19 protein-coding genes and 1 pseudogene are annotated in these 22,791 nt (G+C 70.1%); 5 read left to right on the top strand and 15 right to left on the bottom strand.

What is annotated here, in order from left to right; translation table 11 throughout:
* Nucleotides 1–93 precede the first annotated feature (93 nt).
* On the bottom strand, nt 94–597 hold the full coding sequence (locus GWK61_RS25450; RefSeq protein WP_194911967.1) for a MaoC family dehydratase: 504 nt from the start codon (nt 595–597) through the stop codon (nt 94–96).
* Nucleotides 598–767: 170 nt separating this feature from the next.
* Here GWK61_RS25450 and GWK61_RS25455 point away from each other — a divergent pair, with 170 nt between their 5' ends.
* On the top strand, nt 768–1,778 hold the full coding sequence (locus GWK61_RS25455) for a DUF4328 domain-containing protein (RefSeq protein ID WP_194911969.1): 1,011 nt from the start codon (nt 768–770) through the stop codon (nt 1,776–1,778).
* Nucleotides 1,779–1,880: 102 nt separating this feature from the next.
* Here GWK61_RS25455 and GWK61_RS25460 read toward each other — a convergent pair whose 3' ends face one another.
* From GWK61_RS25460 to GWK61_RS59755, 5 genes are all read right to left on the bottom strand, one after another.
* On the bottom strand, nt 1,881–2,696 hold the full coding sequence (locus GWK61_RS25460; RefSeq protein ID WP_194911971.1) for a hypothetical protein: 816 nt from the start codon (nt 2,694–2,696) through the stop codon (nt 1,881–1,883).
* 116 nt (nt 2,697–2,812) lie between these two features.
* Nucleotides 2,813–3,679: an alpha/beta fold hydrolase gene (locus GWK61_RS25465; RefSeq protein WP_323747748.1), complete on the bottom strand. Its 867-nt coding sequence runs from the start codon at nt 3,677–3,679 to the stop codon at nt 2,813–2,815.
* A gap of 116 nt (nt 3,680–3,795) precedes the next feature.
* Complete coding sequence (locus GWK61_RS25470; RefSeq protein WP_194911974.1) at nt 3,796–4,989, bottom strand: acyl-CoA dehydrogenase family protein; 1,194 nt, start codon at nt 4,987–4,989, stop codon at nt 3,796–3,798.
* A 1-nt stretch (nt 4,990) separates the two neighbouring features.
* Nucleotides 4,991–5,956 (bottom strand): HpcH/HpaI aldolase/citrate lyase family protein, encoded by a 966-nt coding sequence (locus GWK61_RS25475; RefSeq protein ID WP_194911975.1) that lies wholly within the window; start codon nt 5,954–5,956, stop codon nt 4,991–4,993.
* Nucleotides 5,957–6,072: 116 nt separating this feature from the next.
* The gene (locus GWK61_RS59755) at nt 6,073–7,038 is read right to left on the bottom strand and encodes a DMT family transporter (RefSeq protein ID WP_194911978.1); all 966 of its coding nucleotides are present in this window, start codon (nt 7,036–7,038) and stop codon (nt 6,073–6,075) included.
* A 179-nt stretch (nt 7,039–7,217) separates the two neighbouring features.
* Here GWK61_RS59755 and GWK61_RS25485 point away from each other — a divergent pair, with 179 nt between their 5' ends.
* The 4 genes from GWK61_RS25485 (at nt 7,218) to GWK61_RS25500 (ending at nt 10,722) form a co-directional block, all read left to right on the top strand.
* Nucleotides 7,218–7,934, top strand: a complete 717-nt coding sequence (locus tag GWK61_RS25485; RefSeq protein ID WP_194911980.1) for a hypothetical protein — start codon at nt 7,218–7,220, stop codon at nt 7,932–7,934.
* A gap of 295 nt (nt 7,935–8,229) precedes the next feature.
* Entirely contained in the window at nt 8,230–9,264 is a 1,035-nt protein-coding gene (locus tag GWK61_RS25490) for an ABC-2 transporter permease (RefSeq protein ID WP_194911981.1), read from the top strand.
* Nucleotides 9,265–9,278: 14 nt separating this feature from the next.
* Nucleotides 9,279–10,292 carry an adenosine deaminase gene (locus tag GWK61_RS25495; protein WP_194911983.1) on the top strand — a complete coding sequence of 338 codons (1,014 nt, stop codon included), beginning with the start codon at nt 9,279–9,281 and terminating at the stop codon, nt 10,290–10,292.
* Nucleotides 10,293–10,332: 40 nt separating this feature from the next.
* Nucleotides 10,333–10,722, top strand: a complete 390-nt coding sequence (locus GWK61_RS25500) for a PPOX class F420-dependent oxidoreductase (protein WP_194911985.1) — start codon at nt 10,333–10,335, stop codon at nt 10,720–10,722.
* Between the two features lie 148 nt (nt 10,723–10,870).
* On the opposite strand, the gene GWK61_RS25505 is transcribed toward GWK61_RS25500, so the two are convergent.
* The 9 genes and pseudogenes from GWK61_RS25505 to GWK61_RS25545 all read right to left on the bottom strand — a co-directional run bounded on the left by GWK61_RS25505 (nt 10,871) and on the right by GWK61_RS25545 (nt 22,706).
* Entirely contained in the window at nt 10,871–11,902 is a 1,032-nt protein-coding gene (locus GWK61_RS25505; protein ID WP_194912005.1) for an ABC transporter ATP-binding protein, read from the bottom strand.
* A gap of 71 nt (nt 11,903–11,973) precedes the next feature.
* Nucleotides 11,974–13,167 carry an ABC transporter ATP-binding protein gene (locus tag GWK61_RS25510; RefSeq protein WP_228562933.1) on the bottom strand — a complete coding sequence of 398 codons (1,194 nt, stop codon included), beginning with the start codon at nt 13,165–13,167 and terminating at the stop codon, nt 11,974–11,976.
* The gene (locus GWK61_RS25515) at nt 13,164–14,096 is read right to left on the bottom strand and encodes an ABC transporter permease (RefSeq protein ID WP_438939784.1); all 933 of its coding nucleotides are present in this window, start codon (nt 14,094–14,096) and stop codon (nt 13,164–13,166) included. Before GWK61_RS25515 ends, GWK61_RS25510 begins: the two co-directional genes overlap by 4 nt.
* A gap of 131 nt (nt 14,097–14,227) precedes the next feature.
* Nucleotides 14,228–15,196 carry an ABC transporter permease gene (locus GWK61_RS25520; RefSeq protein ID WP_194911989.1) on the bottom strand — a complete coding sequence of 323 codons (969 nt, stop codon included), beginning with the start codon at nt 15,194–15,196 and terminating at the stop codon, nt 14,228–14,230.
* Nucleotides 15,197–15,290: 94 nt separating this feature from the next.
* Complete coding sequence (locus GWK61_RS25525) at nt 15,291–17,096, bottom strand: ABC transporter family substrate-binding protein (protein WP_194911990.1); 1,806 nt, start codon at nt 17,094–17,096, stop codon at nt 15,291–15,293.
* A 201-nt stretch (nt 17,097–17,297) separates the two neighbouring features.
* The gene (gene ilvC / locus GWK61_RS25530) at nt 17,298–18,293 is read right to left on the bottom strand and encodes a ketol-acid reductoisomerase (protein ID WP_194911991.1); all 996 of its coding nucleotides are present in this window, start codon (nt 18,291–18,293) and stop codon (nt 17,298–17,300) included.
* Nucleotides 18,294–18,399: 106 nt separating this feature from the next.
* Nucleotides 18,400–18,909: pseudogene (ilvN, locus tag GWK61_RS25535) on the bottom strand (acetolactate synthase small subunit); the annotation flags it as partial.
* Between the two features lie 58 nt (nt 18,910–18,967).
* A complete protein-coding gene (locus GWK61_RS25540; RefSeq protein ID WP_194911997.1) occupies nt 18,968–20,728 on the bottom strand; it encodes an acetolactate synthase large subunit in 1,761 nt (586 codons plus the stop codon).
* Nucleotides 20,729–20,903: 175 nt separating this feature from the next.
* Entirely contained in the window at nt 20,904–22,706 is a 1,803-nt protein-coding gene (locus tag GWK61_RS25545) for a GGDEF domain-containing protein (protein WP_194911998.1), read from the bottom strand.
* Between the last annotated feature and the right edge of the window lie 85 nt (nt 22,707–22,791).

A 22,791-nucleotide genomic window follows, 5' to 3' on the forward strand; every position in this document is an offset into this window, starting at 1 on the left:
GGATTGGAGCGCGGCAGGGCGCGGGTCCGGCTACGCGCCCCTGACTGTGTTCTCCCGCGCCCTGCCGCGCTCCAATCCCGCGCAGGCCTCCGGCTACGCCGCGGGGGTCGGACGGCCGGGCTGCTCGCCGCCCCGGGCCTCGCCGTACGAGCGCTTGGGGACCATCACCTTGCGGCGGAAGACGCAGACCACGGTGCCGTCCTGCTTGTAGCCCTTGGTCTCGACGTAGACGATGCCGCGGTCGGACTTGGACTTGGACTCGGTCTTATCCAGGACCTCGGTCTCGCCGTAGATGGTGTCGCCGTGGAAGGTAGGCGCGATGTGCCGCAGCGACTCCACTTCCAGGTTCGCGATCGCCTTGCCGGACACGTCGGCCACGGACATGCCCAGGAGCAGCGAGTAGATGTAGTTGCCGACGACGACGTTGCGCTTGAAGTCGGTGGTCTCCTCGGCGTAGTTGGCGTCGAGGTGGAGCGGGTGGTGGTTCATGGTGATCAGGCAGAACAGGTGGTCGTCGTACTCGGTGACCGTCTTGCCCGGCCAGTGCTTGTACACCGCGCCGACCTCGAACTCCTCGAAATACCGGCCGAACTGCATGGATGGGGGGTCCCTTCTCACCTGGTCGCCGCCGGTCGCCCGGTCGGCGCTGCCGCTGTCCCGCGTTCTGCGGTCATCTTCGCGCAGCGGGCTACTCGCCAGTAGTACGCCGGGCGGTGAGGTCCGCCACGTTCTTGACGCGGCGGCTCCGCGCTGATGTGATGCCCGGCGTGACCGGGAGCCCGATATCCGACTACGGATACCCCACGCCGTACAACATCGCGACGCCCCGCATCAGGACCTCGGTCGGCGGCCTCGGCGTGGCCGTGATCGTCCTGCTGGCCCTGGACGCGGCTCTGGCCGCCCTCGCCGCCGGATTCCTGGTCTGGCGGCGCTCACTGCTCACCGACTTCCTCAACGACCCGGGCTCGGTCGCCCCGGCCGGCCTGGACAGCTCCGACGCGGGGGCCCGCAACACGATGGGCTGTTTCAGCCTCGTCACACTGGCCACGATCATCGTGTTCATCTGCTGGTTCTGGGCCGCGCGCACCAACGCCGAGGCCTACTCCCCCAACCGCGGCACCCTCGGCGTCGGCTGGTCGATCGGCGGCTGGTTCATCCCGGTGGCCGCCCTGGTGCTGCCCTGCATCGTCGCCCGCGACATCAATCGCGGCACCATGCGCGGCCACCAGCGCAGACCCGTGGGCGGCGGCCTGCTCACCGGCTGGTGGTGGGCCGCGTTCCTGGCGTTCTGGCTCGCCGGCCTGGTGGTGAGCGGCGCGAACGGCCGACTCCAGAACGACGCACCCGCGGACCGCGCGACCGACCTGCAGTCGGCAGCGACCGACGGCATCGTGGCCCTGGCGATCGGCGTGGCGGCGGCACTGCTGGCCATCGCCTACGTGGCGACGATCACGAGGGAACAGAAGGCGCGCAACCTGGCGGGGGCCTGGTACGGCGGGCCGGGGATGCCGGCGCAGGCGCCTTACGGGATGGCTTATGGGTACGGGGTGCCGGGCTACCCGATGCCGGGTCAGGTGCCGGGCCCGGGCGGCTATGCGATGCCGGGGTACCCGATGCCGAGCCAGCCGCCGGCTGCCCCGACGCAGGAAGCCTGGGCTGTGCCGGAGCCGGTGCCGCCGGTGCAGGATCGGATTCCGGTCGCCGATACGCAGACTGCTGATGTGCAGGACATCGAGCCGCCGAAGGAGCCCGGCGACTGGCTCACGCCGCCGGGCTAGAGCCGCTGGCCGAAACCAATCGCCGAGCCAGCCGACCCGGAAGCCAGTCCCGCCGCCGATCCCGAGCGCGGCCAGCACCGCCGATCCGCGCCCAGCGCACCTCTACTCCTCGGCCCCGACCTCGGCGTCGCTTCCGGCGGCCTCCTCCGCGACCGAACCGTAGGCCTCCATCTCCCCGGCGGGCATCACCTCGGAGATGTGCGGCGTCAGCTTCTTCAGCAGGAGCGCCAGCTGGTCCTCGCTGAGCACGTCGCCGACCACGGTGGCGTGCGCCAGGTCGCCGATCAGGGAGGCGGCGCGGGACAGGCCGGCGTCGCGGTCCCAGGCCCGGTAGGTCGCCGCGCGGGCGTAGCCGCGGGCCACGCGGGCGGCGCCGACGCGGTCGTGGCGCAGGAGTTCCAGGTCGGCGGCGTCCAGGACTTCGCGGCGGTCCACTTCGAAGATCACGTCCGGGCGCTCCAGGCCGGTCCCTATCTGGTCCACCTGCTGGCGCTCCAGGTTGGAGACCGCGGTGATCAGGCCGTTGACGTGCCGGCCGTGCGGGCCGTAGGCCCACCAGCCCGGGACCTCGGCGACCACCAGGAACTCGCGAGTGACGATGGCCTTCGCGCCGACCGCGCTGGAGGGCGTGTAGTGCTCCGGGGCCGAGACCGCCTGGAGCTGGAACAGGCGGAAGCCGCCGTCGATGCCGAGGGAGAGCGTCATGTCGTCGGCGATGCCCAGGCCCACCTGCGCGGGGTCGGGGTAGACCAGCAGCCCCACCGGGACGTCGGACTTCGGCGAGGCCTCGTCGTCGTCGACGGACAGCGGGTCGTGGTCCTGCCACGTCGAGGGGATGAACGTGGTCACGCCCCGCTCGAGCGCGTCGTAAAGGTCGACCTTGTGGTGGTCCGGCCCCACGAACCTTGTCCCGTCCATCCTCGCTATGACGTAGTAAGTCGCCACTGTTTACTTCCCGCCCTATACGTTCGCGCTCTTCAACCGCCTCAAGGCACCATCCTGCCGCAACCCGACCCCGCAGCGGGACCGACCACTCAAAAACCCAGGGAACGCACGGCGGTGGCGACCGCGTCCGGCCGGTCGGCGGCGATCAGGTGTTTGGCATCGGGTAACTCTACGACTTCGGCACCGGGAAACAACCCCGCGAAGTCGCGCTGGCGTTCGACCCACTTGCGCGCGTGTCCGTCCTCTGACGCGCCCGCCGCCCCCACCAGCACCTGTACCAGAACCTCGGGGAACGGCCGCTCGCAGCGCAGCTCAAGTAACTCCACCGCGGTCGGCCGGTACGACCACAGCTCGTTCACCACCGCCGCCGCGACCCGGCTGGAGCGGTAGACGGCGCGCCCCAACTCGCGGTCCGGATCCCGGTGCGTCGTACTCGCAGCCTGGTAGACCAGCCGCCGCACCGCCGGCCCCAGCACCTGGTTCAGGCCGAGGAGCCTGGTCCCCCGCACGAAAGCCTGCCCGAACGCCCGGCCCGGCCCGCCCGGCGCCGGCGTGATGTCCGGCTCGGCGCTGCCGTCGACGAAGACGATCCCGGCGATCCGCTCGGGATGCAGGCGCGCGAAGGCCTCGGCGTGGAAAGCCCCGTAGGAGTGCGCGACCACGACGACCTTCTCCTCCGGCCCGACGCCGACCGCGTCCAGCACCCGGCCCAACCGCTCCGCCTCGCCGGCCAGAGTCTGCGGCAGCAGCCTGCCGTCCTCCCGGACCTCCGGCTGCGACCAGCCCAGCCCGGGACGGTCGAAGCGCACCAGCCGGTGGTCTCCGGCGAGCATCGGCACCACCGGGTCCCACTCGAACCAGGCCCCGGCCAGCCCCTGCACGAACAGCACGACAGGACCCTGCGCACCGTCGCGGACGACGTGCAGCAGCGTGCCATGATCGTCGACGAACCTCACCGCGCCTCCTCCCGGCCATGATCCCACGCAAACCGGTGAAAACCCTCGAAAACGGCGAAGCGCCCGGATCTCCTCGGAGAAGCCGGGCGCCACGGAAAGTACGGGAAACCAGAGCCCTACTTCGCCTTGTAGTCCTCCAGCAGCCGCCGACCGATGATCATCTTCTGGATCTCGGCGGTGCCCTCGCCGATCAGCAGCATCGGCGCCTCGCGGTACAGCCGCTCGATCTCGTACTCCTTGGAGTACCCGTAGCCGCCGTGGATCCGGAAGGAGTCCTCGACGACCTCCTTGCAGTACTCGGCCGCCAGGTACTTGGCCATCCCGGCTTCCAGGTCGTTGCGCCGGCCGGCGTCCTTGACCTTCGCCGCGCGCACCATCATCGCGTGCGCGGCCTCGACCTTGACCCCCATCTCGGCCAGCTTGAACTGGATCGCCTGGTGCTGCGCGATCGGCTTGCCGAAGGTGGTGCGCTGCTGGGCGTAGGCGGCGCCGAGCTCGAAGGCGCGCACCGCGATGCCGCAGGCCCGGGCCGCCACGTTGACCCGGCCCACCTCGACGCCGTCCATCATGTGCGCGAAGCCCTTGCCGGGGGTGCCGCCGAGGATCCGGTCGGCCGGGATGCGGTAGTCGGACAGCACCAGCTCGGTGGTGTCCACGCCCTTGTAGCCCATCTTCTGGATCTTGCCCGGGACGGTCAGGCCCGGCGCCACCTCGCCGAAGCCGGCCGGCTTCTCGATCAGGAAGGTGGTGAGGTTCTTGTGCGCCGCGGCCTCGCCGAGGTCGGTGCGGGCCAGCAGGGCGACCAGCGTCGAGGAGCCGCCGTTGGTCAGCCACATCTTCTGGCCGTTGATGACGTAGTCATCGCCATCCGGCACGCCCTTGGTCGTGATCGCCGCGACGTCCGACCCCAGCGCCGGCTCCGACATCGAGAACGCGGCCCGGACCTCGCCCTCGGCCATCGCGGGGAGGAAGTGCTGCTTCTGCTCGTCGGTGCCGTGCTGCTTGATCATGTAGGCGACGATGAAGTGCGTGTTCAGGATCCCGGAGACCGACATCCAGCCGCGCGCGATCTCCTCGACCACCAGCGCGTAGGTCAGCAGCGACTCGCCGAGGCCGCCGTACTCCTCGGGGATCATGAGCCCGAACAGGCCCATCTCCTTCATGCCCTCGACGATCTGCGTCGGGTACTCGTCGGCGTGCTCCAGGTCGTTGGCGACCGGGATGATCTCCTTGTCCACGAAGGTGCGGACGGTCGCCAGGATCTCCTCCTGGATGTCGGTCAGGCCGTCGGTTTGCGCCAGGCGCCCCATCTCAGGCCTCCGGGATCTCGAAGGAAGTGGTGCGGCTCATGCCAGCCGCGCGGCCCTTGCCCGCGATGACCAGGGCCATCTTGCGCGAGGCCTCGTCGATCATCTCGTCGCCGAGCATCGCCGAGCCCTTCTTCCCGCCGGCCTCGGACGTGCAGTAGTCGTAGGCGTCCAGGATCAGCTCGGCGTGGTCGTAGTCCTCCTGCGACGGCGAGTAGATCTCGTTGGCCGCCTCGACCTGGCCCGGGTGCAGGACCCACTTGCCGTCGAAGCCGAGGGCGGCCGAGCGGCCGGCGACCTCGCGGAAGGCGTCCACGTCGCGGATCTGCAGGAACGGACCGTCGATGGCCTGCAGGTTGTGCATGCGCGCGGCCATCAGGATGCGCATCAGGATGTAGTGGTACGGGTCGGCCGGGTAGCCGGGGATCAGGGCGCCGACGACCAGCGACTTCATGTTGATCGAGGCCATGAAGTCGGCCGGGCCGAAGATGATGGTCTCCAGCCGGGGGCTCGCGGCGGCGATCTCGTCGACGTTGACCAGGCCGGCGGCGTTCTCGATCTGCGCCTCGATGCCGATCTTGCCGACCTCGAAGCCCATCGTCTTCTCGATCTGCGTGAGCAGCAGGTCCAGCGCCTGCACCTGGGCCGCGTTCTGCACCTTGGGGAGCATGATGGCGTCCAGGTTCGGACCCGCGCCCTCGACCACGGTGACGACGTCGCGGTAGGTCCACTCGGTGGTCCAGTCGTTGACCCGCACGACCCGGGCCTTGCCGGTCCAGTCCCCCTCATTGAGGAACTTCACGATCGTGTGCCGGGCCTCGGGCTTGGCCAGCGGGGCGCACGCGTCCTCCAGATCCAGGAAGACCTGGTCTGCGGGCAGGCCCTGCGCCTTCTCCAGGAAGCGCGGGTTGGAGCCGGGGACGGCCAGACACGAACGGCGGGGGCGCTGCGGACGAGCGGACTCGGACATGGGTGGGTTCCCTCCCGGGAGTGGGTACGGACCGCTGATATAGCCGTCACGTTACTGGCGGGTCACCTAGGGCGTCATCATGACGCGCGCCACTTCCCGGGGCCTCTCTGTGGGGGTCAGTGCACGCTCTGGCCCCGGTTCGCCGTCACCACGAGCAGCAGCCCGCCCAGAATCAGCACCGCCCCGGGAACCGCCCAGACCGAGGGGATCTGGTGCAGGAAGACGGCCGCGATGACGGCCGCCATGGGCACCTCCAGCAGGATCGCGGTGGAGATCACGGTGGCGCTGGTGGTCTTCACGACGCGGTTGAACAGGGTGTGGCCCAGGAACTGCGCCAGGAGGGTGAGAGCGCCGATTTTCAGCCACGCGTTGCCGCCGAAGCCGACGAGGTCGGAGCCGGTCGCTCCGACGGCGCCGATGAGGAACACAGACGCCGCGCCGTAGCACAGGAAGGCGTAGGTCGGCAGCGACGCGGTCTTGCGCACCTCGCCGCCGATGGTCATGTAGACGGCGGCGAAGGCGGCGGCCGTCAGGGCGAGCAGGTCGCCCTCGAACGCCCGGAACGAGGCGTGGAAGTCCACCCCCGACAGCACCAGCACCCCGGCGAACGCGACCCCGATCCCGGCCCAGGCGCGCGTGGGCACGTGATGGCCGAGGACGCGGGCCACGATCGCCGCGAAGATCGGCTGGGTCGCGGCGAAGGCCGTCGCCGACGCGACCGAGGAGAGCTTCGCGGACGGCGTCCAGGTCGCGAAGTGCGCGCCGAGGATGAGGCCGGAGACCAGCGCCAGCATGGTGGTCCGGCGCCCGAGCCCGCGCAGTTCGGCACGCAGGTTCCCGTGCAGCAGGACGTACGGCGCGAAGACGAGCGTGGCTATCGCGTTGCGCCAGAAGGCGATGGCCATCGCCGGCGCCGCCGCCGCCGCGATGAGCGGCCCGGAGGTCCCGACCGCGGTGACCGCCACGCCGAGCACGGCGATGTCGGCCTTCGGCGGTCGGTGGACGGCGGAGACGCGAAGCGGGACGGACGGGGGGACGGAGGGTGCGGCACCGGGGACGGTCGCGGCGCTGTCGGCGGTCACCTGCGGGTCCCGGTCACGTGTAAGTCCCTGTCCTCGATGGTGGTCCTGTCAGCTGATAGCAGCGTAGCCGGGGGTGCCGGGAGGCCGAGAGGGCGCTCAGCATGCGGGAAGACCGGGGCGTTTCGAAGGCCTGTCCCGAGAAGGCGATCGCGCCGCGCGAGGTATGAGACGCTACCGCCATGCCCGAGCAGCCCGAGCAGACCACGGCGTCCCGGCGCCCGACGGCGAGCGCGACTCCGACTTCGAGCCCGACCGCGACCGCTTCCGCCGCCTCGAAGCCTGCGGCCTCGCGGCCCGCCGCGGACGCCAAGCCGAGCCAGACCCCCTGGGTCCCCGAGCCCGACTTCGACGCGGCCCTGATCGAGGAGGCCGCCAAGAAGTCCGGCCTGGTCTGGCTGAGCCCGGCGGGCCTGTCCGCGAAGGGCGACGCCGCCCGCGCCAGCGGCCCGCAGGCGGTGTGGCACGTGTGGCACGACGACGCCGTGACCGTCGTCGCCGGCGGCACCGAGCAGCCGCTGCCCCTGTACGCGGTGCCGGGGCGCGTGGTGGAGGTGGCCATGCGCAGCAAGGACCAGGGCGGCCGCCTGATCAGCTTCCTGAGCCAGGTCGAACTGGTGGTCCCGGGCACCCCCGAATGGGGCGCGGCCGCCGAGGCCCTGCACGCCGAGCGCCTGAACCTCGCCGAGGGCGACCGCTACCAGCAGCGCTGGGCCGCGGAATCCGCCATCCTGCGCATGCGCCCACTCGGCGGCGCCGTGGCCCCGGACGGCGGGTCGGGCGCGGCCCGGCCGCTGCCCACGCCGGCCACAACGCTCGGACGGATGCCGAAGATGATCGGCGGGGTGCCCCGGGAGAAGGCGGGTAAGCCGAGCAAGGCGAGCAAGAAGCGCCGGTAAGAGCTGCGGCAACTTGCCGACAGCATCGCGGCCACCGCAGTGGAGCACCGAACGACCACTAAAAAGCCGCACCATCACCGCGCTGGCACGCCGAGCGACCTGCTAGAAGCACCGCTGCCACTGCTCTGCCGCGCCGAACGACCTGCTAGACACGCCATCGCTTCCGGCCCCGGCACCGAACCCACAGCCGCCTCGCGCCGCCCACCCGCCTTCACCTCGGCCACCTCAGCCTCCTCGACCACCCGTTCGGCAGAATCCTGGCATTGCCCCCAAATGACGCGGGTACCGACCGGCCATGAACCGTGCCGCCCTCGAAGCCGCCAACGCCGACCTGAACGAGCGCGGGCGCAAGGGCCGGATCGGCTTCTTCGTCTTCATGGCCCTGCTGATGCAGCTGGCCTTCGTGGTCTCGTACACCGGCGCCATGCACGGGCCGCAGCGGCCGCACCGGATGCCGGTCGGTGTCGTCGCGCCGGTTCAGGTGGTCCAGCAGTTGCAGAAGACCTCCGACCAGGCCGGGCCGCTGTTCACACTCAAGCCGCAGGCCAGCCCGGAGGCCGCCGAGGATGCCATCAAGCACCGGCGTGTCCTCGGCGCCTACCTGCCGGCCGCGGTCGGGAGCACCGATCAGCTGCTGGTGACCAGTGCCATCGGCCCGGCGGCGCCGCAGGCGCTGACCATCGCCTTCACCCAGGCCGCGCAGTCGCAGCAGCACACGTTGCAGGTGAAGGACGTCCTGCCGCCGCACCGTGGCGACGACGAAGGGCTGGTCCCGTTCTACCTGGTCATCGCCTGGACCGTCGGCGGCTACCTGGCCTCGACGCTGGTCGGCCTGATGGGGGGCATGAAGAGCACGACGCCGCGGCTGGCGCTGGAGCGCATCGGGATGCTCGCCGTGTACAGCGTGCTCGGCGGCATCGGCGGCACGCTGATCGTGCACAGCATCCTGGGCTTCCTCGGCGGCGGGTGGTGGACGCAGGCCCTGATCGGCATGCTCGTCGTGTTCTCCGTGTCGGTCTTCGCCAACGGCCTGCAGACGTTCCTCGGCCTGGTCGGCACCGGGATCGTGATCGGCCTGTTCGTGATCCTCGGCAACCCCTCCGGTGCGGGCCCGTGGCCGCGGAACATGATCCCGGGGTTCTGGCGCGCGATCGGGCCGTGGCTGCCCAACTTCCAGGGCACCAACGCGGTGCGGGGCGTGGCCTACTTCCACTCGCAGGGGCTCTCGACCGCGCTGTGGGTCTTCGTGGTCTACGCGGCGATCGGCGTGGTGTTGTCACTGGCCGGAGCGGGCCGTGACAACGCGATTCTGCGGATGAGCGAGCATTAGAGCACAATCGCGGGATGCGCGACTTCATCCAGGGCCTGCCCAAGGCCGAGCTTCACGTCCACCACGTCGGATCGGCCTCGCCGCGCGTCGTCGCCGACCTCGCGGCCCGCTACGAGGGCGCGACCGACGTGCCGGCCGATCCGGAGCGGCTGGCCGAGTACTTCACCTTCACCGACTTCGCGCACTTCATCGAGCTGTACCTGAGCGTCGTGGACCTGATCCGCACGCCCGAGGACATCAGGGACCTGACGTACGGCGTGGCCCGCGACATGGCCGCGCAGAACATCCGGTACGCCGAGCTGACCTGCACGCCGCGCTCGCACCTGCGGCGCGGCATCGACGGCGCGGCGTACCTGGAGGCGATCGAGGACGCGCGGGTGGCGGCGCAGCGCGACTTCGGCCTGGCGCTGAAGTGGGTCTTCGACATCCCCGGCGAGTCCGGGCTGGAGGCGGCCGAGGACACCATCGCGCTGATCGAGGCCCGCCAGCCGGAGTCGCTGGTCGGGTTCGGGCTCGGCGGCCCGGAGATCGGCGTGCCGCGGCCGCAGTTCGCGCCGTACTTCGAGCGCGCGCTGGCCCTCGGGCTGCACAGTGTGCCGCACGCCGGCGAGTCCACCGGGCCGGAGACCGTCTGGGACGCGCTGCGGCACCTGAAGGCCGAGCGCATCGGCCACGGGACCTCGCTGGTCCAGGACCCGGAGCTGATCGATTACCTCGGCGAGCACCGGATCCCGATCGAGGTCTGCCCGACCTCCAACATCGCCACCGGCGTGGTGAAGGACCTGGACCAGCACCCGATCCGGCAGATGGTCGACGCCGGCCTGCTGGTCACGGTCAACAGCGACGACCCACCGATGTTCGGCACCGACCTGATCCACGAGTACGAGGTCGCCGCCAAGCTCCTGGGCCTGGACGAGCGCGGCGTCGCCGAGCTGGCGAAGAACGCCGTCGAGGCCTCGTACCTGGACGCCGACGGCAAGCGCGCGCTGGCCGCGGAGATCGACGCGTACACCGCCCAGGCGCGATGATCGGGAATGGCAACGCCCGCACGACGAGTTGGGAACACGCATGACGCTTGAGATCTCGGACAAGGCCCGCGCCCTGCTGGAGAAGCCGGTCCTGGTGGATCTGGCCACCGTCCGCCCCGACGGCTCCCCCCAGGTGAACCCGATGTGGTTCAAGTGGGACGGTGAGCTGCTGTGGTTCACGCACACGAACTTCCGCCAGAAGTACAAGAACATCGCCCACGAGCCGCGAGTCTCGATCTCGATCATGGACCCGGACGACAAGTACGACTACCTCGAAGTCCGCGGCGTGGTCGAGGTCATCGAGGCCGACCCCGAGGCCACGATGTACCAGACGCTGTCGGAGTGGTACGACGGCAAGGCGATCGTCCCCGGCGACGCGAAGGACCGCGTGAAGATCGGCGTGCGGCCGACGAAGCTCTCGGGACACTGAGAGCACGCAAGCACTGAGCGCACACGAGCACTGAGAGTGTGAAAACATCCGGCCCGGTTCGGCGAGCGATCGCCGGGCCGGGCCGTTTCGCGGTGCCTGAAGCAGGTGCCTGAGACAGCCACCTGAAGCAGCCGCCTGAAACCCTCACCTAGAGCAGCTGCACCGACTCCGCGTAGTGGCAAGCCGCCTTGTGCACCGCGTCATCGCTCGTCGCCATCCCGCCGGGACCGCGCCCGACCAGCAACGGCTCCTCGTCGATGCACTTCCGCTGCTGCTCCGAAGTCAGCGTCAGGAACTTCGGGCAGCGGGTCCGGAACCGGCAGCCCGACGGCGGGTTCGCCGGCGAAGGCACATCGCCCTGCAACAGGATGCGCTGGCGGGTCCGCTCGCGCCGCGGGTCCGGAATCGGGATCGCCGAGATCAGCGCCTGCGTGTAAGGGTGCTGAGGATGGTCGAAGAGCTGGTCCCGGGGGCCGAGCTCGACGATCTTGCCCAGGTACATCACGGCCACCCGGTCGGCGATGTGCCGCACCACCGACAGGTCGTGCGCGACGAACAGGTAGGCCAGGCCCAGCTCGTCCTGCAGCTCCTCCAGCAGGTTGATCACGCCGGCCTGGATCGAGACGTCCAGCGCCGACACCGGCTCGTCCAGCACCAGCAGCTTCGGCCGCAGCGCCAGCGCGCGGGCGATGCCGATGCGCTGCCGCTGGCCGCCGGAGAACTCGTGCGGGTAGCGGTTGCCGTGCTCCCGCTTCAGGCCGACGGTCGCCATCAGGTCCTCGACCTTCTTGCGGCCCTGGCCCTTCTCGCCGTAGAGCCCGTGGATGCGCAGCGGCTCGGCGATGATCTCGTTCACCGTGATGCGCGGGTCCAGGGAGGCGAACGGGTCCTGGAAGACCAGCTGCATGTCGCGGCGCAGGCGGCGCAGGTCGTTCTTGCCGACCGTGGTCAGGTCCACGCCGTCGAACACCACCTGGCCGCTGGTGGCCGGCTGGAGGTGCAGGACCGCGCGCGAGGTCGTGGACTTGCCGCAGCCGGACTCGCCGACCAGGCCCAGGGTCTCGCCGGGGGCGATGTCGAAGGAGATGCCCGAGACCGCCTGCACCACCCCGACCTGCTTGCGGAGCAGGCCGCTGGAGCGGATCGGGAACTCCTTGACCAGGTTCTTCACCGTCAGCAGCGGGGCCGCGGCGGCGGTCGGGGCGCCGGTCGGGGCGCCGGCGCCAGGGTCGGCGGGCGTCGGGGTGGTGGTCACTGCGCGGCTCCGCTCTGCGGGTGCGGGTCGTCCGGGTGCGGGTCGTCCGAGGCCGGGTCGTTCGGCTGCGGCTCGTCCGGGTGCGAGTCGTCCGGGGCCGGGCCCGTGGCGGGCCGCTCGCCCGGCGCGGCGTTCGGGTCGGTGCTGAAGATGTCCATCGCGCCCTCGTGCGTCAGCAGGTCCGAGTGGTGGCACGCGGCCTCGTGGTCGGCACCGAGAGCCGGGAGCAGGGCCGGCTCGCTCTGTAGGCAGATGTCGGTCCGGAGCGGGCAGCGCGGGGCGAAGGGGCAGCCGGGAGGCAGGTTCACCACCGAGGGCGGGGTGCCCGGGATCGGGGTCAGCTTCTCCTGGGAGCGCTGGTCCAGCCGGGGCAGGGAGCCCAGCAGGCCCACGGTGTACGGCATGCGCGGGTGGTAGTAGATGCCGTCGATGGGGCCGATCTCGACCGGCTTGCCGGCGTACATCACCAGGACCCGGTCGGCCTGGCCGGCGACCACGCCCAGGTCGTGGGTGATCAGCACCATGGCGGCGCCGGTCTCCTGCTGCGCCGCCCGCAGCGCCTCCAGCACCTGCGCCTGGACCGTCACGTCCAGCGCGGTGGTCGGCTCGTCGGCGATGATCACGTCCGGGTCGTTGGCCATCGCGATGGCGATCACCACGCGCTGCCGCATGCCGCCGGAGAACTCGTGCGGGTACTGGTCGATCCGCTTGTCCGGGGACGGGATGCCGACGATCTCCAGCAGCTCCAGCGCACGCTTGCGCGCCACGTCCTTGGAGACGTCGTGGTGCGCCAGCACCGCCTCGGACAGCTGCCAGCCGATCTTGTAGACCGGGTTCAGCGAGGTCATCGGGTCCTGGAAGATCATCGCGACCTTCTTGCCCCGGACCTCGGTCATCTCCTTCTCGGTGAGCCCGAGCAGCTCCCGGTCCCGGAACAGCACCGAGCCGGTGATCCGCGCGGTCTTGGGCAGCAGCCCCATGACCGCCATCGAGGTCACCGACTTGCCCGAGCCGGACTCGCCGACGATGCCCAGCACCTCGCCGGCGTGCAGGTCGTAGGAGACCCCGCGCACGGCCTTGACCAGTCCGTCGTCGCCGGGGAACGTGACGGTCAGGTCCCTGACCGACAGCACGGTGTCGGCGATGGGCTGGCCGCCGGCGGGCACGGCGGCCGGGAACTCAGAACTCATGCGCGGGCCTTCGTCTGCGTCGGGTCGAGGGCGTCGCGCAGGCCGTCGCCGATGAAGTTCACGGTCAGCGCGATCAGGATGATGAACAGGCCCGGGAAGTAGAACAGCCAGCCCCGGCCGCCGGTGGCCGCGGTCTCGCCGCTGGTGATCAGCGAGCCCAGGGAGATGTCCGGGAACTGCACGCCGAAGCCCAGATAGCTCAGCGCCGTCTCGGTCAGCACCGCGGTGGCCACCAGCAGCGTGAACAGCACGATGATCGGGCCGGCCACGTTCGGGATGATGTGCCGGAAGATGATCCGCCGGTCGGTGGCGCCCAGCGCCCGCGCCGCCTCGATGTACTCCTTCTCGCGCACCGAGAGCACCTGGCCGCGCACCACCCGGGCCGAGCCGGTCCACAGCAGGCCGGCCAGCACCACGGCCAGCAGCGCCCAGTTGTTGCCGAACTTCTTGCCCAGCAGCGCGCCGACGGCCAGCGCGGGGATGGTCAGCACCAGGTCGACCAGGCGCATCATCAGGGTGTCGGTGACGCCCCGGTAGAAGCCGGAGACGGCGCCGTAGACCGAGCCGAAGGCGGTACCCGCGACCGCCACCACGAACGCGATCTTCAGCGACAGCTGGGTGCCGGCCATCACCTGCGCCATGTGGTCGGCGCCGTTGGAGTCGGTGCCGAACGGGTGGCTGAGCGAGGGGGCCACCGAGAAGTCGTTGGTGAAGTCGTTCGGCCCGTACTTCCACAGCACCGGCCCGATGAAGGCGAACAGCACCACCAGGAGCAGCACGAACAGCGAGGCCACCGCCAGCTTGTGCTGCCGGAACCGGCGCAGCACCAGCTGCCACTGGTTGCGCGCGGCGACCGTGAACTCGTTGTCGGCCGGCTCCGTGCCGGACTGCAGTATGTCCTCGCCGCCCGGGGTGACGGCGTCTATCATCAGCCCGGGCTGCTGGCCCTGCGCGCCCAGGAACTCGGCGCCCCGGCCGCCGGGGGGCTCGGGCAGCTCCGGCTCCGCCGGCTCGTCGTTGACGTCCCGCGGCGGGATGTTGTCAGCCACGCTCATCCCTCCTAGGACAGCCGGATGCGGGGGTCGAGGACCGCGTAGAGCAGGTCCGCGATCAGGTTGAAGACGATCACCAGGGTCGCCGAGATCAGCAGCCAGGCCAGCACCGTGTTGGTGTCCTGGGTCTGGATGCCGTTGATGAACATCGTGCCCAGGCCCTGCCACTGGAAGATGCGCTCGGTGATCACCGTGCCGCCCATGATCGCCGCGACGTCCAGGGTCACCTGCGTGGTCATCGGGATCAGCGCGGTGCGCAGGCCGTGCCGGACCATGACCCGGCGCGGGGACAGGCCCTTGGCCCGGGCCAGCCGCATGTAGTCGCTGTTCAGCACGTCCAGCATCGACGCGCGCTGGAACCGGGCCCAGGTGGCGTACGAGCTCAGCGCCAGGGTGATCGTCGGCAGCAGCAGGAAGCCGAACCAGGACCCGACGCCGCCCCACTGGCCTCCCGGCGGACCCAGCGTCTTGATGCTGGTGCCCAGCGAGTTGTTGATGTCGGTGGCCCAGATCTTCAGCAGGATCGCGAACCAGAACACCGGCAGCGACAGGAAGAAGAACCCGATCAGGGTGGCGACGTAGTCGGTGACGCTGTACTGCTTCATCGCGGTGATCACGCCGACGATCACGGCCAGGATCAGCGCGATGATGATGGCGCAGATCACCAGCCGGAAGGTGACCCAGACCCGGCGGCTCAGCTCGGCGTTGATGTCGAACGCCGAGCCCTGCACCGAGGGGCCGAAGCTGCCGTGGATCACCAGGTTCTTGATCCAGTTCCAGTACTGGACCAGCAGCCCGTGGTTCAGGCCGAGCGCCTTCTCCCGCGCCGCGACCTCCAGCGGGGAGGGCGGCGGGTTCTTCGACTTGAAGTCGCCCAGCGGGTCCGCACCCCAGGCCACCAGCAGGAAGACCAGGAACGTGGACAGGATCAGGATCGGGATCGACACCAGCAGGCGGCGGATGGTGAAGGCGAGCATCGTTCGGGCCTTCTCAGGTTAAGAGCGGACGGGACCGTACCTGCGCCGGCAGGGAGGCCGGGCGCGCGCGAAGCGCGCCCGGCGGTACTCCTGACTACTTCTGGCCCCACTGCGCGATGTTGTACGTCGGCCCGATCTGCGTCGGGTTGTCACGCACGTTGCCCAGGGTGTTCTTGTACGCGATCATCGTCGGCTTCTGGTACAGCGGCAGCGTGTACGCGTCCTTGGTGATCTGCGCGTCGGCCTGGTTCAGGTCCTTCTCGCGGGCCGTCTGGTCCGGGTTGACCGTGGCGTCGGCCAGCCACTTGTCCACGTTGGCGTTGCTGTAGTACCCGTAGTTGCTCTGCGGGGTGCCCTGCGGCGTGGTGGTGTACAGCGGCTGGTTCGCCGAGTTGGGGAACGGCGTGTCCACCCAGGCGAAGACGATGATGTCGTACTGGTGCTGGGCGTCGGCCTGGGTCAGGGTCTTGCCCAGGGCGTCGGTGGAGCTGACGTTGACGGTGACCCCGAGCTGCTTCATGGTCTGCGCGAACAGGTTGCAGGTGTCCTGGCGCAGCTGGTTGCCGACGGTGTAGCGCATGCTGAACGCCGGGACGGCCTTGCCGGCCGGGTCGACCAGCGCGGTGCCCACGCCCTTGTACCCGGCCGAGGTCAGGAGCTGCTTGGCCTTGTTCAGGTCGCCGGAGTCCGGGTACATCGAGGACGTGTTGTCCTGGTAGCCGGGCTGGCCGGGCACCACCATGCGGTTGTTCAGCACGGCCGCGTCGTTGTCGAACTGCTTGATGGTCCGGTTCAGCAGGCCCAGCCGGTCGAACGCGGTGAACATCGCCTGGCGCAGCGCGACCTTGGCCGGCTGGGTCTGGTCGGCGTTGGCCGGGCCGCCGAAGGCGGTGTTGCGCAGGTTCAGGTCGATGTGCTCCCAGACCAGGCCCTGGTTGATGTGGTAGTCCACGCCGGAGATGCTCTTGACCCGGTTCACCAGGTCCAGCTGCGGCTGCGGGTAGATGCCGTCCACCTCGCCGTTGGCCAGCGCGGTCGGCTCCTGCGAGGAGTCGGTGATCGCGCGGAAGTCGACCTCGTCCAGGTTGGCCGGCTTGCCGTAGTACTGCGGGTTCTTGATCGTCTTGATCAGGCTCTTGTCGGCCGACACGCCGCCGGGCGCGATCTCGAACGGGCCGCCGGAGACGGTCGGCGGGTTGGCGTCCAGCCAGGTGAAGGAGGCCGCGATGTCACCGTGCTGCTTGGCGACGTGCGAGGGCAGGATCGAGGTGAACAGGCTCTTCCAGTCCGAGAACGGCTGGCTCTGCTTGAAGGTGACGGTCACCGTCTTGCCGTTGTTGCTGCCCGCCACCGAGGCCACGTCGCTGTAGCCGGTGGTGCTGGCCACGTCGACGTTCGGGTTGGTGCCGTTCTGCGCCTGCCACAGGTAGATGAAGTCGTCGGCGGTGATCTCGGTGCCGTCGGACCACTTCGCGTTCGGCTGGATCTGGTAGACGATCTTCTGCGGCGTGGTCGCGGTGCCGGTGGTGACCACCGGGTCGCCGGCCATCAGGTCGGCGTTCAGCACCAGCGAGTAGTCCGGCTGCGGGACGTAGACGTCCGGGTAGATGCCGTTGGTGGTCTGCGCGTAGTCGAACGTGTTGCCCAGGGAGGTGAGCGGGTTCCAGTCCTGGACCGTCTTCTCGATGGTCCAGGTGATCTTCCCGCCCTGTTTCACGGTCGCGACGTTGACCGAGTTGCGCTGGGCGATGGGGGTGCCGGCGCCCGAACCCGAGCCCGAACCCGTCCCGGAGTTCGATCCTCCGCTGCTCTTGCTGCTGCTGCACGCGGTGGCGGCCAACGCCACCGCGGCCGCGATCGCCCCGGTCTGCAGCGCGAGTGTCCTCCTGCTGACGCCCATCTTTCTCCTCCTGTCGGGACACACGATGCGAACGCGCTGCTGGGAGCGCGTTCGCCACTCTATTCCCGACAAAGGGGGCATTCAGTGTGAGCATGCCAAAAGAGTGACAGATGGTGATCAAGTGTGAAGCAGAGCACGAAGGGCCGGCAGCGCACAGATGTGCGGTGCCGGCCCTCGAAGGCCCGATCGGAGCGCGGCGGATCAGTCCTGGCGGATCCAGGCCATCATCGAGCGGAGCTTCTTCCCGGTCGCGGTGATCGGGTGCGCCTCCTCGGCCTCGACGTACTTCTTGTAGTTCGGCAGGCCGGCGTCGTACTCGGCGATCCAGTTCGCGGCGAAGGTGCCGTCCTGGATCTCGGTGAGCACCTGCTTCATCGTGGCCTTGGTCTGGTCGTCGACGATGCGCGGACCGGTAACGTAGTCGCCCCACTCGGCGGTCTCGGAGACCGACCAGCGCATCTTCTCCAGGCCGCCCTCGTACATCAGGTCCACGATGAGCTTGAGCTCGTGCAGGCACTCGAAGTAGGCCACCTCCGGCTGGTAGCCGGCCTCGACCAGGGTCTCGAACCCGGCCTTGACCAGCGCCGAGGCGCCGCCGCAGAGCACCGCCTGCTCGCCGAACAGGTCGGTCTCGGTCTCCTCGGTGAAGGTGGTCTTGATGACCCCGGCCCGGGTGCCGCCGATGCCCTTGGCGTAGGACAGCGCGAGCTCGGTGGCGGTGCCGGTGGCGTCCTGCTCCACGGCGATCAGACACGGCACGCCGCGGCCCTCGACGAACTGCCGGCGCACCAGGTGGCCGGGGCCCTTGGGGGCGACCATGCAGACGTCGACGCCGGCCGGGGGCTTGATCAGGCCGTAGCGGATGTTCAGGCCGTGGCCGAAGAAGATCGCGTCGCCCTCGGCCAGGTTCGGCTCGACGGCCTCGGCGTAGACCTTGCGCTGCACCGGGTCCGGCACCAGGATCATGATCACGTCGGCCTCTTCGCAGGCCTCGAACGCGGTCACGACCCGCAGCCCGGCCTCCTCGGCGGCCTGGCGGGACTTGGACCCCTCGTGCAGACCCACCCGCACGTCCACGCCGGAGTCGCGCAGGGACAGCGCGTGCGCGTGGCCCTGGGAGCCGTAACCCAGGACAGCGACGCTGCGGCCCTGGATGATGCTCAGGTCCGCGTCGTCGTCGTAGTACATCTCAGCCATGGTGGTCGCTCATTTGCTTTCTGTGGGTGCGGTTGTGGTTGTCCCGGGAGCCGTTGGCAGCGTGGGCGTGGTTGCCCTCGTGGTGCGCCCGGACGTCCTCGGGGGTGATGCTGCGCAGCGGCCGGTCGGCGATCGAGCGGGAGCCGCGGCCGATGGCCACCATCCCGGACTGCACCAGCTCCTTGACCCCGAAGGGCTCCAGGACCCGCAGCAGCGCCTCGATCTTCTCGCTGTCCCCGGTGGCCTCGACGGTCACGGCGTCGACGGCCACGTCGACGATCTTGGCGCGGAACAGCTGCACCGTGGCCATCACCTCGGCGCGGGTCTCCTGGTCGCAGCGCACCTTGACCAGCAGCAGCTCGCGCTGCACGCTGGCGGCCGGCTCCAGCTCGACGATCTTCAACACGTTGACCAGCTTGTTGAGCTGCTTGGTGACCTGCTCCAGCGGATGGTCCTCGACCGTGACCACCAGGGTGATACGGGAGACGTCCTCGTGCTCGGTCGGCCCGACCGCCAGCGACTCGATGTTGAAGTCGCGGCGGGCGAACAGGCCGGCGACCCTGGTCAGGACACCGGGCTTGTTCTCGACCAGGACGGACAGGGTGTGTCGTGACATGATCTCTATTCCTCCCCGTCACCGCTGTGCTGAATAAAAGCAGGGACTTCTCGATGTCTCATTCTTCGCCATCTCCGAAGTCGGGCCGGACGTCTTGCGCCGCCAGGATTTCATCATTGCCGACGCCGGCGGGGACCATCGGCCACACCATCGCGTCCCGGTGCACGACGAAGTCCACGACCACCGGCGCGTCGTCGATCTCCATCGCCCTCTCGATCGTCTTGTCCAGGTCGTCCGGGGACTCGCAGCGCAGGCCGACGCAGCCGTAGGCCTCGGCCAGCTTCACGAAGTCCGGGATCCGGCGCGAGTCCAGGTCGGTGTTGGAGTAGCGCTTGCCGTAGAACAGGGTCTGCCACTGCCGGACCATGCCCAGGCTGCCGTTGTTGATCACGGCCACCTTGATCGGGATGTCGTTGATGGCGCAGGTGGCCAGCTCCTGGTTGGTCATCTGGAAGCAGCCGTCGCCGTCGATCGCCCAGACCGTGGAGTCCGGCATGCCGACCTTGGCGCCCATCGCGGCCGGGACCGCGTAGCCCATGGTCCCGGCGCCGCCGGAGTTCAGCCAGGTGTACGGGTTCTCATAAGAGATGAACTGCGAGGCCCACATCTGGTGCTGGCCCACGCCGGCGGCGAAGATCGTCTCGGGCCCGGAGATCCGGCCCAGGCGCTCGATCACCTGCTGCGGCGCCAACGAGCCGTCGGAAGGCAGCTCGTAACCCAGGGGGTAGGTCTTGCGCCAGCCGTTGAGCTGCTCCCACCAGCCGGCGTAGTCGCCGCGCCGGCCGGAGGCGTGCTCGGCCTGGACCGCGACCACCAGATCGGCGATCACCTCGCGGCAGTCGCCGACGATCGGCACGTCGGCGGTGCGGTTCTTGGAGATCTCGGCCGGGTCGATGTCGGCGTGCACGATCTTGGCGTTCGGGGCGAAGCTGGACAGCTTGCCGGTCACCCGGTCGTCGAAGCGGGTGCCCAGGGCGACGATCAGGTCGGCCTTCTGCAGCGCGGTGACCGCCGCGACCGTGCCGTGCATGCCGGGCATGCCCAGGTGCAGCGGGTGGGAGTCGGGGAACGCGCCGCGCGCCATCAGGGTGGTGACGACCGGGGCCTCGGTCAGCTCGGCCAGCACCCGCAGCTCGGTGGTGGCGCGGGCCTTCAGCACGCCGCCGCCGATGTACAGCACCGGCCGCTTGGCCTCGGTGAGCATCCGGGCCGCCTCGCGCACCTGCTTGGCGTGCGGCTTGGAGACCGGGCGGTAGCCGGGCAGGTCCATCTCGACCGGCCAGGAGAAGTCGGTGGCGGCCTGCAGCGCGTCCTTCGTGACGTCGATCAGCACCGGGCCGGGGCGGCCGGTGGAGGCGATGTGGAAGGCCTCGGCGACGGTGCGGGCGATCTCGTCGGCCCGGGAGACCAGGAAGCTGTGCTTGGTGATCGGCAGCGTGATGCCGACGATGTCCGCCTCCTGGAAGGCGTCGGTGCCGATGTGCGTGCTGGCCACCTGGCCGGTGATCGCGACCATCGGGACCGAGTCCATGTGCGCGTCGGCGATCGGGGTGACCAGGTTGGTGGCGCCGGGCCCGGAGGTCGCCATGCAGACCCCGACCTTGCCGGTGGCCTGCGCGTAGCCGGTGGCCGCGTGCCCCGCGCCCTGCTCGTGCCGGACCAGGATGTGCCGCAGCCGGGTGGAGTCCAGCAACGGGTCGTAGGCCGGGAGGATGGCGCCGCCGGGGATGCCGAAGACGGTGTCGACCCCGCTCTCCTCCAACGACCGGATCAACGAGGCGGCGCCGGAGATCGCCTGCTGATCGCCGCGGTCTGTCATGACTTTCTCTTCTCTGAAGACTCGTACTGGGCCAACAAAAAACCCCCGGAGCCGGAAGGCTCAACGAGGGGAGGCGCGTGGCTGGTTGGGAAAGTCAGCCTACGCGCCTGGCAAGTACGAGAATCGACTGTCGTGTCGTCATGGTCGTTACCCTCCTCCTCGCCCCTTCCCTGTGTCAAGCATTGATCGGAGCGGTCTCGCCATGCGAAATGGCCCACGTGGCCGCGAGCGGTTCGGCGACCACCCGGTTCCGGCCGCCGGTCTTGGCCCGGTACATCGCGGCGTCCGCGCGCCGCAGCAGGTTGGACGCCGTGCCGCCGGGCTCGGAGAACGCCACGCCGATCGACGCGCCGAGGCAGTGCGCCAGCCCCTCGATGCGGTACTCCTCACACAGCCGGCCGCGGATCCGCTCGGCGACCCCCAGCGCGCCGCCGACCGTGGTGCCGACCTCCAGCACGATCACGAACTCGTCGCCGCCGAAGCGCGCCACCGTGTCCCCGACCCGCAGCGAGCCGGAGATCCGGCCGGCCGCCTCGACCAGCACCCGGTCGCCGGTCTCGTGGCCGACGGAGTCGTTGACGCCCTTGAAGCCGTCCAGGTCCAGGAAGATCACCGCGACCGGCTCCCACTCGGCCTGCCGCTGGGTCAGCGCGTGCTCCAGCCGGTCGGTGAGCAGCGCGCGGTTGGCCAGGCCGGTGAGGGCGTCGTGGTAGGCGTGGTGCTGCAGGGTCGCGGCCGCGCGGCGCAGGTCCTCGGTCAGGCGCTGGTTCTCGAACAGCGTCAGCGCCTGCCGGGCCACCAGCGCGACCAGCACCGCGGCGCCGGCGATCAGCACCACCGGGTCCATGCGGCGCCCGGTGTCCAGGCCGTCGGCCAGCACGCCGCCCAGGCTGAAGGCGCCGGCCAGGTACGGCAGTATCCCGCGCACCGTCCGTAACAGCGAGGCCCAGCGGGACGGCGAGTCGATGAACCGCGTGCCGGAGCCGATGCCGCGCGCGGCGGGGACGTCCGGGGCCGCCAGCGTGAGCGCGACCTCGCGGCCGGTGGCGGCGTCGCAGTCGTGCAGGCCGATCGAGCAGCCGGCCCCGCACTGGTGCATCAGACCCGGGGCCTGCGCGCCGCCGGCCGCGCCGCGGCCGATCCGCTCGGGCCGCCAGCCGTCGCCGTACCAGGCCGCCACCGCGATCACCAGGTAGCCGGCGAACCAGCCGGTGTCCAGGATGCCGCCGGACCGGTAGCCGTCCCGCACCGCGGGCATGGTGAAGATCGAGTCGCAGACCACGATCATCAGGTAGCCGACCCGCACCCCGGTGCCGATCCCGCCCCGCTCCCCCGGCGTGCGCGCCCGCAGCGCCAGCAGCAGGCTGACCAGCACCAGGTCGAAGGCCGGATAGCCGAGGACCAGGAAGGTGCGGACCGGGGAGTCCACCCGCTCGATGGCCAGCGCCAGCGCGAGCACCCAGGCCACCACGAACAGCGAGCCGGCCACCAGCGTGGTGTCCAGCAGCAGCCGGACCCGCACCGACAGGCTCACCGACTCGCCGTGCGCGGTGACGAAGGCGGCCAGCGCCAGCGGCCCGAAGAACAGGAACGACCAGTCGGCCGCCGACGGGCTCGGCGGCGTGACGTCCAGGACCAGCTCGTACCAGGCCCACACCGCGTTCCCGACCGCCGCGGCCAGGCAGGACAGCCCGGCCAGCAGCCAGGAGTAGCAGCGGAAGCAGGCCATCCGGTAGAAGCGCACCATCAGGACCGTGCGATGGACGCACGCCGCCGCCGCGAGACCCGCGGCGGCGGCCAGGCCCGCGTCGCCCATCAGGGCCGGGACCGCGCCGGCGGGACCGCCCAGGGACACGGACGCGTGCGCGGCGATCAGAACGGCGGCGGCCGTATAGCCCGGCGGCACGCCGTGGATGCGCGCCCCGGGCAGCGGCCGCATGTGCAGGGCCGGAATCGGCCCTCGCCTGTCCAGTCCCATGGCAGTGCGTCACCAACCCTCGCTGACTTCCGACGGAAGGCTGACTCTAGGGCACTGACCCCTTACGCACCGTCATATTAGCGGG

The organism is Catenulispora rubra, assembly GCF_015356825.1.
In the GTDB taxonomy this organism is placed as follows: Bacteria; Actinomycetota; Actinomycetes; order Streptomycetales; family Catenulisporaceae; genus Catenulispora; species Catenulispora rubra.

What these genes read in the sequence shown, in the direction of transcription:
- GWK61_RS25450 (WP_194911967.1), bottom strand. Translation starts at nt 597, where the DNA reads ATGCAGTTCGGCCGGTATTTCGAGGAGTTCGAGGTCGGCGCGGTGTAC.
- GWK61_RS25460 (WP_194911971.1), bottom strand. Translation starts at nt 2,696, where the DNA reads ATGGACGGGACAAGGTTCGTGGGGCCGGACCACCACAAGGTCGACCTT.
- GWK61_RS25470 (WP_194911974.1), bottom strand. Translation starts at nt 4,989, where the DNA reads ATGGGGCGCCTGGCGCAAACCGACGGCCTGACCGACATCCAGGAGGAG.
- GWK61_RS25475 (WP_194911975.1), bottom strand. Translation starts at nt 5,956, where the DNA reads ATGTCCGAGTCCGCTCGTCCGCAGCGCCCCCGCCGTTCGTGTCTGGCC.
- GWK61_RS25485 (WP_194911980.1), top strand. Translation starts at nt 7,218, where the DNA reads ATGCCCGAGCAGCCCGAGCAGACCACGGCGTCCCGGCGCCCGACGGCG.
- GWK61_RS25490 (WP_194911981.1), top strand. Translation starts at nt 8,230, where the DNA reads ATGAACCGTGCCGCCCTCGAAGCCGCCAACGCCGACCTGAACGAGCGC.
- GWK61_RS25495 (WP_194911983.1), top strand. Translation starts at nt 9,279, where the DNA reads ATGCGCGACTTCATCCAGGGCCTGCCCAAGGCCGAGCTTCACGTCCAC.
- GWK61_RS25500 (WP_194911985.1), top strand. Translation starts at nt 10,333, where the DNA reads ATGACGCTTGAGATCTCGGACAAGGCCCGCGCCCTGCTGGAGAAGCCG.
- GWK61_RS25510 (WP_228562933.1), bottom strand. Translation starts at nt 13,167, where the DNA reads ATGAGTTCTGAGTTCCCGGCCGCCGTGCCCGCCGGCGGCCAGCCCATC.
- GWK61_RS25515 (WP_438939784.1), bottom strand. Translation starts at nt 14,096, where the DNA reads ATGATAGACGCCGTCACCCCGGGCGGCGAGGACATACTGCAGTCCGGC.
- GWK61_RS25520 (WP_194911989.1), bottom strand. Translation starts at nt 15,196, where the DNA reads ATGCTCGCCTTCACCATCCGCCGCCTGCTGGTGTCGATCCCGATCCTG.
- GWK61_RS25525 (WP_194911990.1), bottom strand. Translation starts at nt 17,096, where the DNA reads ATGGGCGTCAGCAGGAGGACACTCGCGCTGCAGACCGGGGCGATCGCG.
- ilvC (WP_194911991.1), bottom strand. Translation starts at nt 18,293, where the DNA reads ATGGCTGAGATGTACTACGACGACGACGCGGACCTGAGCATCATCCAG.
- GWK61_RS25540 (WP_194911997.1), bottom strand. Translation starts at nt 20,728, where the DNA reads ATGACAGACCGCGGCGATCAGCAGGCGATCTCCGGCGCCGCCTCGTTG.
- GWK61_RS25545 (WP_194911998.1), bottom strand. Translation starts at nt 22,706, where the DNA reads ATGGGACTGGACAGGCGAGGGCCGATTCCGGCCCTGCACATGCGGCCG.